Source organism: Nocardia sp. Tas62D01, assembly GCF_055232035.1.
The window spans coordinates 7,331,154-7,346,459 of sequence record NZ_JBUYUZ010000001.1; the positions used below are offsets into that span (position 1 = coordinate 7,331,154).

13 protein-coding genes, 1 pseudogene and 1 riboswitch are annotated in these 15,306 nt (G+C 67.4%); of the genes and pseudogenes, 4 read left to right on the plus strand and 10 right to left on the minus strand.

Annotated features, from left to right (window positions below):
• Positions 1-16 precede the first annotated feature (16 nt).
• Positions 17-892: a dimethylargininase gene (gene ddaH / locus ACV7NQ_RS35050; RefSeq protein WP_463363469.1), complete on the plus strand. Its 876-nt coding sequence runs from the start codon at positions 17-19 to the stop codon at positions 890-892.
• A gap of 40 nt (positions 893-932) precedes the next feature.
• On the opposite strand, the gene ACV7NQ_RS35055 is transcribed toward ddaH, so the two are convergent.
• The gene (locus ACV7NQ_RS35055) at positions 933-2,147 is read right to left on the minus strand and encodes a precorrin-3B synthase (RefSeq protein WP_463363470.1); all 1,215 of its coding nucleotides are present in this window, start codon (positions 2,145-2,147) and stop codon (positions 933-935) included.
• A 122-nt stretch (positions 2,148-2,269) separates the two neighbouring features.
• Between ACV7NQ_RS35055 and ACV7NQ_RS35060 the strand changes: the two genes are divergently transcribed.
• On the plus strand, positions 2,270-2,710 hold the full coding sequence (locus ACV7NQ_RS35060) for a nuclear transport factor 2 family protein (RefSeq protein WP_463363471.1): 441 nt from the start codon (positions 2,270-2,272) through the stop codon (positions 2,708-2,710).
• Here ACV7NQ_RS35060 and ACV7NQ_RS35065 read toward each other — a convergent pair.
• Positions 2,655-3,296: a hypothetical protein gene (locus ACV7NQ_RS35065; RefSeq protein WP_463363472.1), complete on the minus strand. Its 642-nt coding sequence runs from the start codon at positions 3,294-3,296 to the stop codon at positions 2,655-2,657. The two genes, ACV7NQ_RS35060 and ACV7NQ_RS35065, sit on opposite strands and share 56 nt — an antisense overlap.
• Positions 3,292-3,391: riboswitch (cobalamin riboswitch) on the plus strand. (Overlaps the previous gene by 5 nt.)
• Before the next feature lie 33 nt (positions 3,392-3,424).
• Here ACV7NQ_RS35065 and cobN point away from each other — a divergent pair.
• Positions 3,425-6,997, plus strand: a complete 3,573-nt coding sequence (cobN, locus tag ACV7NQ_RS35070; protein ID WP_463363473.1) for a cobaltochelatase subunit CobN — start codon at positions 3,425-3,427, stop codon at positions 6,995-6,997.
• Positions 6,998-7,500: 503 nt separating this feature from the next.
• Complete coding sequence (locus ACV7NQ_RS35075) at positions 7,501-7,689, plus strand: hypothetical protein (protein WP_463363474.1); 189 nt, start codon at positions 7,501-7,503, stop codon at positions 7,687-7,689.
• A 156-nt stretch (positions 7,690-7,845) separates the two neighbouring features.
• On the opposite strand, the gene ACV7NQ_RS35080 is transcribed toward ACV7NQ_RS35075, so the two are convergent.
• The 8 genes and pseudogenes from ACV7NQ_RS35080 to ACV7NQ_RS35115 all read right to left on the minus strand — a co-directional run bounded on the left by ACV7NQ_RS35080 (position 7,846) and on the right by ACV7NQ_RS35115 (position 15,245).
• Positions 7,846-8,850 carry a DUF5914 domain-containing protein gene (locus tag ACV7NQ_RS35080; RefSeq protein WP_463363475.1) on the minus strand — a complete coding sequence of 335 codons (1,005 nt, stop codon included), beginning with the start codon at positions 8,848-8,850 and terminating at the stop codon, positions 7,846-7,848.
• Complete coding sequence (locus ACV7NQ_RS35085; RefSeq protein WP_463363476.1) at positions 8,847-10,445, minus strand: FAD-dependent oxidoreductase; 1,599 nt, start codon at positions 10,443-10,445, stop codon at positions 8,847-8,849. The genes ACV7NQ_RS35080 and ACV7NQ_RS35085 overlap by 4 nt, the downstream gene beginning before the upstream one ends.
• A complete protein-coding gene (locus ACV7NQ_RS35090; RefSeq protein WP_463365941.1) occupies positions 10,442-10,768 on the minus strand; it encodes a lycopene cyclase domain-containing protein in 327 nt (108 codons plus the stop codon). Before ACV7NQ_RS35090 ends, ACV7NQ_RS35085 begins: the two co-directional genes overlap by 4 nt.
• Positions 10,769-10,770: 2 nt before the next feature.
• Positions 10,771-11,119 (minus strand): annotated as a pseudogene (locus ACV7NQ_RS35095) (lycopene cyclase domain-containing protein).
• 8 nt (positions 11,120-11,127) lie between these two features.
• Entirely contained in the window at positions 11,128-12,102 is a 975-nt protein-coding gene (locus ACV7NQ_RS35100; RefSeq protein ID WP_463363477.1) for a phytoene/squalene synthase family protein, read from the minus strand.
• Positions 12,099-13,637, minus strand: a complete 1,539-nt coding sequence (crtI, locus tag ACV7NQ_RS35105; protein WP_463363478.1) for a phytoene desaturase family protein — start codon at positions 13,635-13,637, stop codon at positions 12,099-12,101. The genes ACV7NQ_RS35100 and crtI overlap by 4 nt, the downstream gene beginning before the upstream one ends.
• A gap of 13 nt (positions 13,638-13,650) precedes the next feature.
• Positions 13,651-14,694: a polyprenyl synthetase family protein gene (locus ACV7NQ_RS35110; protein ID WP_463365942.1), complete on the minus strand. Its 1,044-nt coding sequence runs from the start codon at positions 14,692-14,694 to the stop codon at positions 13,651-13,653.
• Complete coding sequence (locus ACV7NQ_RS35115; protein WP_463365943.1) at positions 14,583-15,245, minus strand: glycosyltransferase; 663 nt, start codon at positions 15,243-15,245, stop codon at positions 14,583-14,585. The genes ACV7NQ_RS35110 and ACV7NQ_RS35115 overlap by 112 nt, the downstream gene beginning before the upstream one ends.
• Between the last annotated feature and the right edge of the window lie 61 nt (positions 15,246-15,306).

A 15,306-nucleotide genomic window follows, 5' to 3' on the forward strand; every position in this document is an offset into this window, starting at 1 on the left:
CCCCTAGGGAGACACGTTGACCTCCGTAGCCATCCTCTATGACGAGCCCGCCGCCACCCGGCAACCTTCGCCACGACAGTTCGTCATGTGCCGTCCGGACCATTTCGACGTCTTCTACTCGATCAACCCGTGGATGGATCCGGCCGAACCGGTCGATCGCGCGCTCGCCCTCGTGCAGTGGGAGACGCTGCGCGCGACCTTCGAGGAGTACGGCCACCGCATCGAGATGGTTCCCGGCGAACCGGGCCTGCCCGACATGGTGTTCGCCGCGAACAGTGGCCTGGTCGTCGGGGATCGGGCACTGTCGGCGCGGTTCACCCACCCCGAACGTGCGGCCGAGGGCCCCGCGTATCACCACTGGTTCGCGCAGCGGGGGCTGTCCGAATTGGCCGGGGCGCAGGAGATCAACGAGGGCGAGGGCGACTTCCTGCTCGTCGGTGACCGCATCCTCGCGGCGACCGGGTTCCGCAGTTCGCTTGCGGCACACCGGGAAGTCGCGCGCTACTTCGATCTCCCGGTGGTGTCCCTCGAACTGGTCGATCCGCGCTTCTATCATCTCGACACCGCGATGATGACGCTCGACGAGGCGAATATCGCGTACTTCCCGCCCGCTTTCAGCGCGGCGAGCCAGGCGCTGCTGGCCGAGTTCTACCCGGACGCAATCGTGGCCACCGATGCGGACGCGGTGGTGCTCGGATTGAACGGCGTCTGCGATGGACTCAACGTCTTCATCAGCGACAAGGCAGTCGATCTGATGGAGACACTGCGCGCGCACGGCTACAACCCGGTCGGCCTCGATCTGTCGGAGCTGCTCAAGGCGGGCGGCGGCGTCAAGTGCTGCACCCTGGAAATCCATGAGGACCCGAGGAGGGAACCCAGCGCGGCTGCCTAGAGGAAATCTTCCTGTCAGAACGGCACCCGTGGGATGCCGATCAGTCGACGCGGTAGCCGTCCGCGGTGGCGACCACATCGGTGACCGCGCTGCGGGGCCTGCCGCAGCGGCGGTCGCAACCGGACCAGTGTTGGCGTCCGGCTACCGTCACGTCCTCGGCCGCAAAGACCGGATTAGCCCGCGCTGCCGACGAATCGAGTTGCGGCACTGAAGGTTCGGATGGTTCCGGCTCGGCCGCAGCCACCCGACCGGATTCGACCGCTGCCGCGATGTCGGCGCGGACGTCGGTGATCGATTTCGCGCAGCCGGGTTGGCCCGCGCAGGCGCTGACCAGCAGCCAGGGGGAGTTCGCGTCGAAGATCAGGCCCATCGGGGCGAGCACCCGGACCACCTGTTCGGCGGGCCACTCCTCCAAGTCCGCGAGCACCAGGCTGCGCCACGGCGTCACGAAGACCGGGCGTTCGACGGCGGCGATGAATTCGGCGGTGCGCGCGGGCAGCGCGCCGAGCCGGACCCCGGCGCCGAGGCTGATCAGTCCGTTGTCCTGGGTCAGCCAGCCGATCGGAATGTCATGGGTGGCACCGAGTTCCAGCCGGTCCGCGCCAGGCGTCAGGCCGAGCAGCTCAGTCACGCGGGCGGCGCCGTCCTCTATCTCGTGCAGCCGCCACTGACCGGAACTCAGGTCGAGGAAGCCGTGCGCGGCGGCGAGCATGACATCCACCGCATCGGTCGCGGCCACCCGAATCCCGCTGTCGCGCCCGGCAAGTAGCACCGCGAATTCGTCCGCGTCGACGGCGTGCACGCCGATATCGCCACCGAGACCGCTTACGTCGCCGCGGCCGTCGTCGAGGGTGAACAGCACCCGGCCCGGCAGCTGTGCCAGCCGCGGTGCCGCGCGTAAACCTTCGTCGAGCGCCGGGACCAGTCCGTGCATGTCGGCCCATCCGCCGACGCGACCGGCCAGCGGCGAGGCGACGATATTGCGCACCCGCTCGTGGGTGTGGCTCGGCAGCAGTCCGGCTGCCTCCAACCGGGTCGTCAGATCGGCCGCATCGCGCACCTGACGCAGCTGCACATTGCCGCGCGAGGTGAGTTCGATGTTCCCGTCGCCGAGGTCGCGGGCCGATTCGGCGAGTGCCTGTAGTTGCTGTGGTTCGAGCCGCCCACCGGGCATCCGGATACGAGCCAGCGGCCCGTCGGCGGCTTGATGCAGCCGCAGCACGCCGGGGCAGGAGTCGGGAGTTGTACGCGTCATGACCCATCCAGCGTACGACCCGCCGTGTCACCGGAAACATGATCACCCGCTGCGCCCCGCGCCGCGGTCTGTTGTCGAATATTCGATGGGCTCGCCGTGCACGGCTCATTTACGGTGGGCGAATGACCGAAATCTCTACCGTCGCCGACCGGCTCGCGATCATCGAAGTCGTCACCCGGATGTTCGTCTACACCGACCAGAAGCGTTGGGACGATCTGCTCACCGACGTGTTTACCCCGAAGGTCGATTTCGACGGCGGTTTCGGCGGCTCGGTCGGCATCCGACCCGCCGCCGATATCGTCGGCGACTGGCGCACCGGCCTCAGCGACTTGGACGCCGTGCACCACCAGGCCGGGAATTACCTCATTGATCTCCAAGACGACCACGCCTCGCTGCATGCCGACGCGATCGCCGTCCACCTGAGGACCGACGCGACCAACGGCACCATCCGCACCTTCATCGGCAGCTACACGATCGCCGTCGAACGCACCGCCGCGGGCTGGCGTGTCAACCGATTTCACTACAACCTGAAGATCGTCGAAGGAAACCCCGACCTGACGTAGCGGGTTGTGGCCTCCTTACGTGCTCGACGCCGTCAGGGGCTCGTCGGTTGCTTGTTCGGTGCGGCTCGCGAAAGATTCCCGTGTGCTCGTGTGCGGGGCGGCCCGGCGTCCACGCGGCGACGAGCACGGCGGCGATCACCGTCATGAATCCCAGTGCGAGCGAGGCTTGTTGGGCGCCGTGGATGAAGGCGGCTTTGGCGAAATCGGCCAGCGGCTTCGCTTGCGGGTCGATGCGCTCGGTGTAGGGCCGCGGCCAGCGAGTCGGAGACGGGCCGCGGGCGTACACCGGGAATCGAGGCAAGGCGGGCTCGATTCGATTGCTGTAACCGGCGACGAGGATGCTGCCCGCGATGCCGATGCCGATCGCGGCCCCGACCCCCCGGGCGGCGTCGTTGACCGCGGCCGCGACACCATGCTTTTCGACCGGGGTACCCGCGATGATCGCCGCGGGCGCGGGGGCGGTGCACAATCCGAGCCCTGCGCTCATGACCAGCAGCGGCCACAGCAGATCCAGGTAGGTGCTGTCCAGATCGAGCCCGGCCCGGATGGGCACGTGGGTGAGGGGCCTCGTGGTGACGGGTAGCATCTGGATGCTCGGCGGGCGACGAGGAAACCGGTGAAACTCCGGTGCGGTCGCGCCACTGTCATAAGCCAGACCCTCTCCGGCGAGCAACGAACCCCGATGGGCGCGTTACCCGAGGAAGGCTGTCACCTGTGATTTTGCTGCTGTCCACGTCCGACACCGATCTGTTGAGCGCGCGCGCGAGTGGCGCGGACTATCGGTGGGGCAATCCCGCTCGCCTGTTGGTCGAGGACCTGCCCGCGCTGCTCGACGGCGCCGATCTGGTGATCGTGCGGATCCTCGGCGGCAAGCGAGCCTGGGAAGAGGGCCTGGCAGCCGTGCGCGCCAGCGGCGTTCCGATGGTGGCGCTCGGTGGTGAGCTGGCGCCGGATGCCGAGTTGATGGAGTGCTCGACGGTGCCGGGTGGCGTGGCCGCCGACGCGCACAACTACCTCGCTGCGGGTGGCGCGGAGAATCTGCGACAGCTGCACAACTTCCTGTCGGACACGGTGCTGCTCACCGGGCACGGCTTCGAGCCGCCGGTGCAGTTGCCGAGTTGGGGTGAACTGGGGCGCGACGCGGCAGCGGTCGTTGGGCCGACTGTCGCCGTCATCTATTACCGCGCACAGCATCTCGCGGGGAACACCGGCTACATCGACGCGCTGTGCACCGCCATCGAGAACGCCGGGGCGCGTCCGTTGCCGCTCTATTGTGCGTCGCTGCGCACCGCCGAACCGGAACTACTGGAAACGCTTCGTCAGGCCGATGCCCTGGTGGTGACCGTGCTCGCGGCGGGCGGGTCCAAGCCGGCGACCGCGTCGGCCGGCGGCGACGACGAGGCATGGGATGTCGCGGCACTGGCCGAGCTGGATGTGCCGATCCTGCAGGGGCTTTGCCTGACCACTGGGCGCGCGCAGTGGGCGCCCAATGACGACGGGCTCTCGCCGCTGGATGTGGCGACGCAGGTCGCGGTGCCCGAATTCGACGGCCGCATCATCACGGTCCCGTTCTCCTTCAAGGAGTTCGACGCTGACGGTCTGTCCACGTACACGCCGGATCCCGAGCGCGCGGCGCGGGTGGCGGGGATCGCGGTGCGGCACGCGCGGCTGCGGCACATCCCGACGGGACAGCGCCGCGTTGCCCTGATGATGTCGGCCTACCCGACCAAGCACGCCCGGATCGGCAATGCGGTCGGCCTGGACACTCCGGCGAGTGCGATCCGGCTGCTGACCGAGATGCGTTCCGCCGGTTACGATCTGGGTGCCGACGGCGAAGTGCCGGGGCTCGCGGAGCGCGACGGCGATGCCCTGATCCACGCGCTCATCGCCGCGGGCGGTCAGGATCCAGACTGGCTCACCGCCGAACAGCTCGAAGGCAATCCTATCCGCATCGGCGCGAAGCAGTATCGCGCGTGGTTCGACACTCTTCCGGATGACTTGCGCGAGGCCGTGATCGATGCATGGGGCCTGCCGCCTGGCGAACTGTATGTCGATCGCTCCGCGGATCCCGACGGCGAAATCGTCATTGCCGCACTGCGTTTCGGCAACGTCGTGCTGATGGTGCAGCCGCCGCGCGGTTTCGGTGAAAACCCGGTCGCCATCTATCACGACCCCGATCTGCCGCCGAGCCACCACTACCTCGCGGCTTACCGCTGGATCGCCGCGCCGGACGGTTTCGCCGCCGATGCCATGGTGCACCTCGGCAAGCACGGCAATCTGGAATGGCTACCCGGCAAGACCCTCGGCATGTCCGCCTCCTGCGGCACCGACGCCGCCCTCGGCGAGCTGCCGCTGATCTACCCGTTCCTGGTCAACGACCCCGGCGAGGGCACCCAGGCCAAGCGTCGCGCCCACGCCACCCTCGTCGATCACCTGATCCCGCCGATGGCGCGGGCCGAAAGCTATGGCGATATCTCACGTTTGGAGCAGCTGCTCGACGAGCACGCCAATATCTCCAGCCTCGACCCGGCCAAACTGCCCGCGATCCGCCAGCAGATCTGGACGCTGATGCGGGCGGCGAAGATGGACCACGATCTCGGGCTGGCCGGACGCCCCGAGGAAGACGTCTTCGACGACATGCTGCTGCACGTCGACGGCTGGCTGTGCGAGATCAAGGACGTGCAGATCCGCGACGGCCTGCACATTCTCGGCCAGGCGCCCGTCGGGGAGAGCGAGCTGGACTTGGTGCTCGCCATGCTGCGTGCGCGCCAGCTGTGGGGCGGGGAGCGCAATGTGCCCGGCCTGCGCGAGGCGCTGGGTCTCGACGAGTCGGGCACCGAGGCGCGCGAGCGCGTGGACCACGTGGAAGCCCAAGCACGCGAACTGGTCTCGGCGCTGCAGGCGACCGAGTGGTCCGCCGATGCGGTGGACGCCATCACCGACAATCCCGCCGTGCGGCAGGTGCTGCGGTTCGCCGCGACCGAGGTGGTGCCGCGGCTGCGCCAGACCGGCGCCGAGATCGATCGGGTGTTGCACGCGCTCAACGGCGGCTTCATTCCGGCGGGCCCGAGCGGTTCCCCGCTGCGTGGATTGATCAATGTGCTGCCGACCGGCCGGAACTTCTACTCCGTCGACCCCAAGGCGGTGCCGTCCCGGCTGGCCTGGGAAACCGGGCAGGCCATGGCGGATTCGCTGCTGGATCGGTATCGGGCCGATCACGGCGAATACCCGCGCTCGGTGGGCCTTTCGGTGTGGGGCACCTCGGCGATGCGCACCTCCGGCGACGACATCGCCGAAGTCTTCGCGTTGCTCGGCGTGCGGCCGGTGTGGGACGAGGCCAGCCGCCGCGTCACCAGGCTGGAGGTCATCTCGCCTGCGGAGCTCGGCCGGCCGCGCATCGACGTCACCGTGCGCATCAGCGGATTCTTCCGCGACGCGTTCCCGCACGTGCTCGCGCTGCTGGACGACGCGGTGCGGCTGGTCGCCGAACTCGACGAGCCGCTGGAGGCGAATTACGTTCGCGCCCACGCCCAGGCGGACCTCGCCGAACACGGTGACGAGCGCCGCGCTACCACCCGCATCTTCGGCTCCAAGCCCGGCACCTACGGCGCGGGCATCCTGCAGCTGATCGATTCGAAGAGCTGGCGCACCGACGACGACCTTGCGCAGGTGTACACCGCGTGGGGCGGTTTCGCCTACGGCCGCGACCTCGACGGCGCCCCCGCCGCCGACGACATGCGCACCGCCTACCGGCGAATCACGGTGGCCGCCAAGAACACTGACACCCGCGAACACGACATCGCCGACTCCGACGACTACTTCCAGTACCACGGCGGCATGGTGGCCACCGTGCGCGCGCTGACCGGCAAGAACCCCGAGGCATATATCGGCGACAGCACCCGCCCCGACGCAGTCCGCACCCGCACCCTCTCGGAGGAGACCTCCCGCGTGTTCCGCGCCCGCGTGGTGAATCCGCGCTGGCTGGAGGCGATGCGTCGGCACGGCTATAAGGGCGCCTTCGAAATGGCCGCCACCGTCGACTACCTCTTCGGCTACGATGCCACCACCAATGTGGTCGCCGACTGGATGTACGAAAAGCTCGCGGAAAGCTACGTTTTCGACGACGTGAACCGCAAGTTCATGGAGCAGTCGAACCCGTGGGCGCTGCACGGAATCGCCGAGCGCCTGCTGGAGGCCGCCCAACGCGACCTGTGGGAGCGGCCCGAGCAGGCGACCCTGGACCGGCTGCGGCAGGTGTACCTGGAGACCGAGGGCGAACTCGAGTAGGACTCGCGCCGAATGGAATTCGTCTCGGTTCGGGTACGAATCGACCCAAGCGAGTCGAACCCGCGCGGCTGCGCCGAGCCCACCGAGGAGTGAATGGCCAACCGGGAGTTATCTTTTCGGTGCCGCGAGCAGCGCTTTCGCCGCCTCCGACGGCGCGTCGGTAGGGAAGATGCGTTGCTGCGAGGCTGCTGATGGACCGTCCGCCCCGGCTCGGAACGTTCGTCGAAGTGGAATTGAAATGGCCGTGGAAATCAACCCCCAATTGCTCGGTAGTCGAATTACATGATCTTGCAAGGCAATTGGGCGTCCTGATTCTCTCGACATCTGTCGTGTCAACTCGACTTTCGCACTTTTGGTGTGAGTCCGCCGGGGCGGTGACGGCGGGGGCTGTCGAGAGGATACCCACTGCGTGATCGCTTGTCGTACACGACTTTTGGGCCCGGTAGGTGGAGCATCGACGGTTCGTACAACAGCTCCGTCGTTACCGAAAGAGTATTCCGCCGATGCTCCAAATCCCTACCCTACCGGGCGCGCTCACGCGTGTGCTGGTCACCTTCCGGGTGTGTTTCACCGCGCCGACGTTCGAGACGTTCATGATGATGATGGCGGGGTTGTTCGCGCAACCGGTGGGGCCGACGGTGTGCGGGATGCGCACCGGTGCCGGGTTGGCCCGGATATGGCACATCGATTAACGACGCCCACGAAGAGGTGGTTAGGCAACGACGGAGGGATTGGCGACTCATGGCAGTGGCGATGACGCGCCGCGGGAAACCTATCGGCGGCGCGTACTGTCGCCCTGCACCGAACAAGACGCCGGGCGGTCAACGTTCGCGACCGCAGACCTATTGCTAGCGGGTGCGCAGCTGATAGCGGCGCTCGGCATAGGCCAGATCGTCGCGCCATAGCCGAGCGGCGGCATGGTTCATCAGTGGGCGCAGCAGCGGAACCGCGCGATGCGCGAAACGGAAGACGGGGCGGTCTGAATTCGCGATCACCGTTTCGACCACCGCGGTACGGGCCTGGCCGTCCGGTCCCGGTCCCAGCGGGGTGGCATGTGTTTCCACGACGCTGCCCATGCCCTCTCCCGCGACGATGCGCATGACGATCGTTCGCGGGTCGGGGCAGGTGAACTCTGCTTCGACCGGAACGCCGAGGCTGCGGGCCACTCGGAAAGTGACGGTGAGCAGGAAACGGTGGTTGTCTTCGGTGATGCCCTCGCGCGGTGGGGTTCGCGTAACGTCGAGGCGGGCAAAGGAATACGGGTGGAACCACGCGCCGTGCCATGGATCGAGCCGGTTGGCGAGGATGTCTCGGGGTTCGCAGATGCCCGTCAATCGGGTCACCGCGTGCACCGTTGTGTCGTCGGGCCGGGCGCCGATGATCGGCGCCTCGGTCGGTGTCTGCCCGCCCGCCGCGTCCAGGCGTACCCATGCCAGCACTCCGTCGTCATGGCTGGGGAACGGGCACCAGCGCGCGGCGCCGTCGGCGCTGATCCGCAGGCCGTGCCATCGGCAGATCAGCGTGCCGTTCTCCACGCGTGCTGTGTCCAGCGGCGCGCCGAGGTGTGGACAGGCACCGGGACCGACCCGCAGCACGCCGTCGCTGTCTCGCCACGCGACGATCTCGACACCGTTCACGGTCGTCCCGAACGGCAGGCCGGTGCGGATGGCTCGGCTGGCCGCGAAGGCGTACCAGTTCCCACCGGGCAATTGCTGAGACCAGCGCAGCGCGGCTTCGATCAGCGCAGGATCGGCGTCGGGGTAGGTCGGCCGTTGTCGCGACCATTTCTCGGCCGGGAAGCGCCGCAGCGGGGAATTTTTCGGCCATTCGGCGGACTCCAACCGACGGCTCACGACGAGCTCCTTTCGCGGATCGCGAGGGTGCGCAGCAGGGCCGAGCGGCCGCGGTTGGGCACCGTCTGCAGCGAATGACCGGCTGCCCGCCATTGCCGTGCCAGTTCGGTGGCCGCGATCCAGCCGGTAGTCGCCGCGCGCTCCATGAGGGCCACCGGCAGATCGACCCGGATGCCGTCACCGGCCAGCATCAGCCGAGGGTGCGGGGTGGCGACCTCGGGCCGCCGGGCGAAATCACCGGGTGCGAAGCGGGGGCAGTCCTGACGCCACAGTGTGCGCTCCCCCACGATGCGGGCTTGCGCGGATTCGGGGTAGATCTCGTGCAGCCGCGCGCACAGGCGGTCGCGCAATTCCTGGCGTACCGGCGCACCGGGTAGTTGCTCTGCGGCCGCGTACGCGTGCAGTTCGACGACGCTGCCACCCCGTTGCTGGGCCCACTCGGCGGCGGTGCGTTCGTAGCGATCGAGGACGCTGATGTTGTCGACCGGATCCAGGTTGCCGGTCGCGAGGAAGCTGGGCCGGTCGCGATGCAACGGCCGGTCCAACCAGAGGCGGTGGACGACGAAGGCCGGGGCAGTCGCCAATTCCGCTACCCGTGAGCGCCATTCGGCTGTCCCCAGCCCCGGCGATGCGGCGACGATCTCACGCAAACCGGCCACATCGACGGCGAGAACGACGGCATCGGCGGCCAGACAGGACCCGGTGTCGACATGGAGCCGGAAACCCGCGCCGTCGCTTTCGATCCCGGTGACACTCACGCCGGTGTGGAAAACGACACTGCCGGGACGACCGGGGACGGCCGGCGCGGTGAGATACTCGGCCAACGGATTCCACAGGGCGACATCGAAATTGTCCCGAGCCACGTCGAAAACCAAACCTTCGCTGGAGCCCAGGAAGTAGATGTGGAACATCGCCGCCAGTTCCGCTGCCGACATCTGTCCGGGAGCGACGAAGAAGCTGCGGGAGAACACATCGAAGGCCAAATGACGCGCGGCAGCAGGAAAGTTGATGCGCCGCAGGAAGGTTTCGGCGTCGAGGTGATCGAGCTGCCGGTAAATCTGCGGCACTGACACCGCGGCCAGGGGTGCCGCGGCCCGGGCGTCCATCCGGATCAGGTCGCGCAACCGAAAGGTCTGGCTACGCAGCGCGAAGGCGACCGCGTTCCACGGCGGTGTGCGCGGCAGGTGACGGAAACCGTCTCGGTGGCCGTCGGCGTCGATCAGCGGATAGTCATCGATTCGCTGCAGTCGGATCAGCCCGGAATCGCTGCGCAACAATAGTTTTCGCAAGTTGTAGTACTGCGCGAAGAAGGCGTGGAAACCTCGGTTCATGCCGACCGCGGTGCCGTCGGACAGCGTCTCGGTCCATCCGCCGACTCGTCCGCCGAGATAGCGTTCGCGCTCGATCATCTCGACCCGAAACCCGCGTTCGGCCAGGCCGGTAGCCGCGGCCAGGCCGGCGATGCCCGCGCCGACCACCACCGCACACGGCCGCCGCTGCCCGTCCTGACCGACATCCATTCGTCCCGGCGCAGCCGGATATCGCACCCGCCGGCGATCTCGCCCCACATCGCCGCTCACCGTCCTGGTCGTCATGATCGCGCTTCCTCCCGCCGCTGCCGTGCCCGCTCCCAGCACAGCAATACCGCTGTCACCAGCGCGAATCCGAAAAGGAAGTCCTCGACCGGGATGTCCCACGGAAACCGTGCTCCGAGAATGTGATCCGGGTTGTAGCGGACGATCGGTGCGTCCGACCTGGTCAACCACCCGTCGACCGGAATCTGGAATCCGAGCACGATGACCATCGACACCCAATAGCTGGGTCGCTGCAGCAATCCGGTGCGCAACACCGCCTTTTCGGCGACGCAGACCACGGCCACCACCGCGATGGCGGGAACGATGTACGCGAGGCGACCGATGCTCATCGTCGGCTTCCCGCAACAGGGAACCGGCGTCGGCGGTCGCTGCCGAGCAGGGCATCGACCGCGGCGAAGGTGAGCAGTCCGCAGATCGGGACAACCAGAAAGAACAGCACCTCTTCCAGCGGTAGTGCTCCCGGCAGGATTACGCCGACCAGATACCGGCTGTTGAAATTCCATACGCCGCCGGCCGATCGCGAGCAGATCCCACGTCACGAACACCAGCGCGGGCGGCACCACGGCGGCCACCAGCAACCGCGGCCGGCGATAGACACCACGGCCGAAAAACTCCAGTGGCGCGGTGATCACCAGACAGGCGAGAAGGACAAACAGGTAATGCCACTGTGCCATGTCGACTCCTAGCGTGGCTCGCTGATACCGCGTGCGTGAGCCTCATCCGTCGGACGGCGCGGCCACCGGCGGCGGGCCCATTGCGCGTGCGCCAGACCCGTAGCACCGACGTATGCCCGTCGGAGCCTGCCGACCCTGGCGCGCTGCCTGAACACCTCGAAAGCACCGTCCTCGATACGATCCAAAATCTCCGAATACAGCCTGAGCGCGGTCGCCACGCACGGGCGCGAGCGGGGTGTCAAGAGTTCGATCCCGTCGCGAGCGTAATCGTAGATTTCCCTGGTGAGGGCATGTTGAGCAGCAAGCGCGCCGCGCACCCGCGAATCGATGCGTTGTCCTCGCCGACACCACATCAGCAGATCCCGGTCGACACAGTGCGCGGCCAGCTCGTCGACGGGCAGGTAGACCCGACCGCGAGCCAAATCCTCATCAATGTCACGCAGGAAGTTGGTGAGCTGAAACGCCTTCCCCAGCGCTGCGGCGTAGGGGGCAGCCTGCCCTTCGTTCTCGACAGTGCCCAGTATCGGCAGCAGTTGCAGCCCGATTACTTCCGCCGAGCCGTAGATGTAGCGGTTGAGCGCGTTGCGGTCCGGGTAGTCGGTGACGGTCAGGTCCATGCGCATCGACGCCAGGAATGCATCGAACAGTTCCCCGGGAATGTCGTAACGGTCGGCCGTGTGCAGCACCGCGGCCAGCACCGGATCACCATCGCTGTTGCCGGCCCTGAATTGGCGTGCCAGCACCGCCAGGCGGGCCGCGCGGTCGGCGGCGGTCAGGGCGGGATCGAATTCGTCGAGGATGTCGTCGGCGCGGCGGGCGAATCCGTACAGCGCGTGCACCGCGGGACGCTGATCAGGCGCGAGCAATCTTGTGGCCAGGAAGAAGGTCTTGCCGTGGCGAGCATTGAGAATGCGACAGCACCGATACGATTCGCGCAGTCGCGGATCGGTGATGTCGGCGGCGTCGAGTTCCGTGGCGGTCATTTCGGACCCACTCCGGACGAGGCGCGCATCGATGCCGGCGCACCGGTTGCGCGCCGGACGCGGGGGAGTCCGGTAACACGGTCGGCGGCGAGCCGCCCGGAGACCAGCACGGGCGGTATACCGACCCCGGGCACCGTGGAACCGCCCGCGAGGACCACGTTGTCGATCCCGCGAATCATGTTGGCCGGCCGAAACGGCCCGGTCTGGGCGAAGGTGTGCGCCAGTGCGAAGGGACTGCCCGCCAGCATGTCCTGGCCGGCCCAGTCCGCCGGTGTCACGACCCGCAGCACCTCGACCTCGCGCCAGTCACGGCCCAAGCGGTGCTGGGCGACGTCCAGTATCCGTGCGGTGTATTCCTCCTGGAAGCGGGGCCAATCGATGTGCCCGGCTTCGAGGTTCGGCGCCGGCACCAGCAGGTAGAACAGATCGCGGCCCGGCGGGGCCAGGCTCGGATCTGCTGCTATGGGACAGGTCAGCAACAGCGAGGGATCGGACATGACCCGGCCTTCGGTGATGATCTCTCGGAACGCGTCGTGCCATGCTCTGCCGAACAACAGACGGTGCTGCGCGATCGGCGCTCCACCGGAACGACAGCCGAGGTGCAGCACGACCGCGGATGGCGCGGCCCGCACCGTGAGCGGCCGACGCGAGCGGTGGCCGAGCAGTTCGTAGGTGCGATGTCGTTCGGTGGTCAAAACCACTGTGTCACAGTCGATCCGCTCCCCACGATCGGTGTGCACCGCCGTAACCCGGCCGCCGGAACGCGTCCGCTCGGTGACCGTGCTCTGATAGCGGATACGCACCCCGGCCGCGGTGGCCGCATCCGCGAGGGCATCAGCAACCGAGTGCATTCCCCCGAGCGGGAAATAGACACCCGACATGGTGTCCATGTAAGCGATCACCGCATAGGCCGCGAGAGCCCGAACAGGTGAGACGCCGGCGTAGAGAGATTGAAAGGTGAACACGCGCCGCAGATCCGGATCGGAGATGAATTCGGCGACCTTGCTGTCCCATCGGCGAAACCCACCCAGGGCGGTCAAGCGGGCCAGTGCCGGAGTGAGCATCGACAGCGGGGAGTCGAAGTTGGCCGCGATGAACCGATCGAACTCGGCCCGGTACAACCGGGTCAGCCAGTCCCGCAAGCGTCGATAGCCGGCAACTTGCCCGCCTCCGGCGAATTCACTGACCATCTGCGCCATCAGCTCCTCGTCGCTGTGCACGGCCAGGGTGCGGCCATCGGCGTAGATCGCGTGATAGGCGGGTGTGACCGCACGCAGTTCGAGGCGATCTTCGGTGCGTTCCCCGACGGCGGCGAACACATCGTCGAGCACTTCCGGCATGGTCAGAACGGTGGGACCGGTGTCGATGCGGTAGCCGTTCACATCCAACCGCCCCATCCGGCCGCCCGGACCGGATTCACGCTCGATGACGGTCACTTCGCGTCCCCGGCCTGCCAGATGGATGGCCGCTGACAAGCCCGCGAGCCCAGCGCCTACGACCACCACGTGGTCCGTCGATCCAGTCACGGTACGCATCGGTTTCTCCTCGTCAGGACTTTTGTGCGGTGCACAGCAGTGCCATCTGTTCCAGCGCTGCGATCCGGTCCCGGGCCAGCGGCGCGGTCGCCAGGACACGGGCCGCCGCGTCGACCCGGTCGTCGATCATCGCCTCGACGTGTTGCGGTGCGCCCGACTCGGCTATCAAACAGCGGCAGCGGGAGACGGCGGCAGCGTCGAGAGCCGGCCGGCGCAGTAGTCCGCTCAGTTCGCGCCGGGCAGCAGTGTCCGCGAGCGCCAGCGCGACGACCACCACGCTGGTGGCCTTGCGCTGCCGGAGATCGCTGTCCTCGGGCTTTCCGGTGGTCGCTGCCGACCCGAAGATCCCGAGCAAGTCGTCGCGCAACTGGAACGCCTCACCGATTCGAGTTCCGTAAGCGCCCAAAACCCGCAACGTCGTATCCGGGCACCCGGCCAGCGCGGCACCGAGTTCCAGCGGACGCCGCACGGTGTAATTCCCGGACTTCGCACGGGCGATGGCCAGCACCGACTCCTCGGTCGGCGCGGTGCGGACATCGTTGGACAGATCGGCAAATTGGCCCACGGCCAGTTCGATCCGCATCGCGTCGTAGCGATCCCACATCCGTGCCAGCGCATCGGCGCAGACACCGCTGCGCCGCAACATCTGTTCGGCCCACACCAGGCACATGTCGCCGAGCAGCGTGGCCGCCGACATACCGAAGCGAGACGCCGAACCCGGCAGGCCACGCTCGCGGTGCCTCGCGCCGAGCCGCAGATGCGCGGCGACCGCGCCGCGCCGAAGCCCGCCCTCGTCCATCACGTCGTCCTGCAATAACGCGAACGCGTGCAGTAACTCCAGAGCGGCGGCCGCACGCAGCGCCGCCGGATCCGGCTCGGCACCACACAGCCATCCCAAATACATGAACGTCGAACGCAGGCATTTCCCGCCGAGGACATACTGGCTCAGCACATCGCCGGCCCCCGCGTCCCACAGCGCCTCGACATGTGCGCCCTCCAGAAAGAGGTCGAGCTCGTACAACACCTGTCGGCGGGTAGCCGTACGCCATCGCTTGATTCGGCGGCATCGGCGGTTCCGTGTGGCAGCGGATCGAAAACCGCGGTACCAGAGCCGAACACTGTGTCCGATTCCGACGTCGTGCTCATATCTCTTCTTCCTGCCGCGTGGTCACCAAGGATTAGTTCGCCGACACCGTGGGTACCGGGTCTCACCTTCGCAAGTACGGACGCGATGATCTCGAAGGGTGTGTACCGCGCCATCTCCGTACCCAGCCGGCCCGCGGCAACCCGAAAAGCGGCATCGCCGAATACACGGTCGACCGCGGCCGCTATATCGGCCGGTTCAGGTGCGGCACCACCGAGATCGATACCCACGCCGGTAAAGGCCACGCGGGCGGCGACCTCCGGCTTGTCCGCAGTATCTCCTGCCGCAATCACCGGGACGCCGTGACTCAACGCCTGCTGTACGTCACAGTAACCGCCGTTGGTGATCATCAGGTCGAAATGCGGAAGCAAGTGTGAGTAGGGGACGAAATCGCATATGTGGATTTGTGGGGGTAGCGGCCCCAGGCGCACGCTCACACCGCCGGTGCTGACCGCCACGACCACCTCGGGGCGCTGCGCCAACGCCCTCAACGCGGGTCGGAACAACTGGTCGGCATTGCCGTTG